The 2,922-nt window shown below is 62.2% G+C and carries 1 protein-coding gene; it reads right to left on the bottom strand.

All coding sequences use genetic code 11. From position 1 onward, the window contains the following. Positions 1–2,922: class I SAM-dependent methyltransferase (locus tag VL688_02745; protein ID HTL46963.1), on the bottom strand; the 2,922-nt coding region annotated here is incomplete at both ends.

Raw genomic sequence — 2,922 nt, 5'->3', positions numbered from 1 at the left:
GCGGGATTTTGCAGATGCGCTCCCGCGACGGGTTTTCCGCTGGCGAGGCGTTCGAGCGCTTTGGCGCGGCTCGCCAGATGCTGGGCCGCCCAATTCGCGCTGAACTGGGACGGGGCCGGGCCGCGCGCGGGAGGCCCGCGGCGGTAAAGCTCGCGGAGCAATTCGATCTGCTTGCGATGGAAGCGGCGCGCCCCGAGGTTCCAGAACTGGTGCACCACCGTAATCAACTCGTGATGGTTGCCGGTCTCCGCGGTGCTCGAAAAAAGGAAGCGGTACTGGTAGAGATGTTCGAGCGCGTTTTCCGTCGCGATCTCGGGAAAAAGCCCGCCTTCGCCGATGATCTGCTCGCGCGTGACCATGCTCGCGGCGTCCGCGTTGAAAACCTCGATGTCGTTGGCCGTCCACTCGTTCAGGAGCCAGCGCAGGATTTCCAGCCAGCGGCGCATGGCCTGCGGGTCGTATTCGAAAGGCTTCGTGCCCGTCGACGGGCCGCGCACGCCGGTCTCGGTTTTTTTCAATTCGAACGCGGCGGCCGGGATGTTTCGGACGGCGGCGCTTTCGGGATCGATGTCCTTGCGTTTCACGAAGCGCAGGATCGTGAACTGCTTGGCCAGCCTGTCGCCCACTTCCCGCGAAATGTCCTTGGCATAACCTTCGTCGTTGGTGGAATCTTTCACCTCCCGCACGATCCTGTCGAGGAATTCCGGCTTGGCCTTGTGCTGGCCGCGCACCGGCGTGTCCACGTCGAAGCCGAGATCATACATGGCCTGCTGGAACGCCTCGGCATCGTCGAGGTCCCAGGACTGCGGCACGGTGAGAATGTATTCGCCGCCGACGGTCATGGACATGTTGGCTTCGATGAAAAGCCGCTTGCGGTCTTCGGCTCTCAGCATGTCGATGATGAAAAGCGCGGTGATGATGTCGAACGGCGCCTCCGTGAATTTGAGCTTGGCAAATTCTTCGCGCAGCCGCGTCACGTCGCCCAAAAGATGCACGACGCCGTCCTCGGGACGGAAGCCCGCGGGCCGCTGCTGGGCCAGCATGTTCGGGTCCGTGTCCATTTCGGCCAGCAGGTAATTCTTGCCGTCCGGTTTCGGCGATCCCTGCTGCGAAAGCGCGTCGGCGAGCGCGCCCGTGCCCGCGGCCTGATCCAGGTGCTTGGCCTTGCCGCCGCGTGAACGCAGAATCTCGATCACCATCGCGGCCACGGCATGCGCGGAAAGATACGACGTATTGCCGCCGAGGGTGCGGCGGTGGCGCCTCGCTTCCTCCTGGTCGGCGGCTCCCCCGCCCCCTACGGTCGGGCTGCGCCGGGTTTTCTGTTTGTAAAAGGTCGGTCCAAGCATCTGGAAAATGCCGCGCAGGTCGCGGATCATTTGGCGCAGCACGAAATACTTTTCCATTTCTTCGAGTGTGATCGCCTCCCTGCCCTCCCTCCATTTGTTGAAGAGGTACGGGACAAACGCGCGCTGCTCCGCGTAAGGGAAAATATAGTCGCCGGTCGGAAACTCTTTGTCGTGGAACTCCTGCACGCTCTGGGCCACCGGGTCGGTGAAAAGCGCTTCAAAGTCGAAGCCGGGATGATGCGCGTCTTCGGGGATCGACGCGAAGGCCAGGTAGTTTTCGAGCAGCGTGGCAAAGACCTGGTCGATGTGGTCGTAGAGCCTGCGCCGCTCCGTGTAGTCGATCTCGTCCGAATAGAGTGGCTGAATGCCGGCCTGCGGCGCGGCCCCGATCTTCTTCTGCTCCAGCACGAGCCATTGCAGCAGCGTGGCTTCGTCCGCGGTCTTGCCCTGCATTTCCGCGATATTGAATTCGAAACCCGGGCGCAGCAGCTTCCGGTTTTCGGTGTAGACGATCTTGCCGCCGCCGTTGGTTTCATGAAAGGCGATGCCCGTGACCTCGCCTTTGCCGCCCGCCTTAGAGCTGTAAAAAACCGTGATCACCGGCTTGCCGCGGTTTCCTTTGAACGTGATCGACTGTGTCGACTCCGGATCCATGACCCAGGCGTCGCGCGGCGTTTTCCAGAAATCCAGCGGCGACGGCGGATTTTTATTGCCGCTGCTGGGTTTGAATTTGGCCTTGCCCGCGTTTTCGCCGTAGGTCCGGTCGAGCAGAAGCCGGATGCGCTGCAGCGTCTGGTTGTCGTTGATTCGCGTCGCCGGCCCCAGCAGCAGATGCCGGTATTTGCTGATAAGCTCGAGCTTACGGCGGTGGTCGCGGAACCTGTCCTTGTCGGCCTGGCGGCGCGTGTACGGCGATTCGCGCAGCGATTCGGATTTCGGCTGCAGGTCCGAGCGTTCGAGCTGGTTGGGCTTGATTTCCTTGAGCTTCTTTTCCCGCTCGGCCGTCGACTGCACCGTAATATCGTCGGGACGTACGGGCGTTTCCTCCGCCCCGGGAACTTCTTCGGGAAAGCGCGAGATCATGATGTTATTCGTTGGAAGCGCGGCAATGGCTTCGTCGGAAAGGTCCGAGGTTTTTTTCAGGATCAGGACGTAAAAGCGGCGGCGCCGGATTTCGCTTTCGACGAAGACCGCGTCCTCGTCAGTCTGGTCTTCCCCGCGCTTGAACAGCTGGTTGCGGTGCTCGTCGGTCAGGCGGTTGAACCCGATGCCGTCCTCGACTTCAAAGCCGAAATCTTTGATCTGGTCGAGCGCCCGGTCTTCGAAGCCCCGCCGCGCCGACAACGTGATGACCATGCGCCCGTCCTTTTTGAGAAGCCTTGCGCCGGCGCGGATCGCGGCAGCCACGGTTTCCTGGCCGTCTTCCCCTTCGGCGTTGTTCAGCGTGAAAAAGGAAGTGATGAGGTCCTGCCTGCGCCGGTTTTCAGGGACCGCGGCGATCGACGTCAGCGTCTGCTCGACCACGTCGTGGTTCCAGTGCGCGGGATCGCCGCCGCGCACGAGCCGCGCGAGGAGC

It is taken from the genome of Verrucomicrobiia bacterium, from assembly GCA_035495615.1.
Lineage (GTDB): Bacteria > Omnitrophota > Omnitrophia > Omnitrophales > Aquincolibacteriaceae > DATJFP01.
The sequence above is the reverse complement of the archived record's forward strand: the minus strand, read 5'-3'. Positions and strand labels throughout refer to the sequence as shown.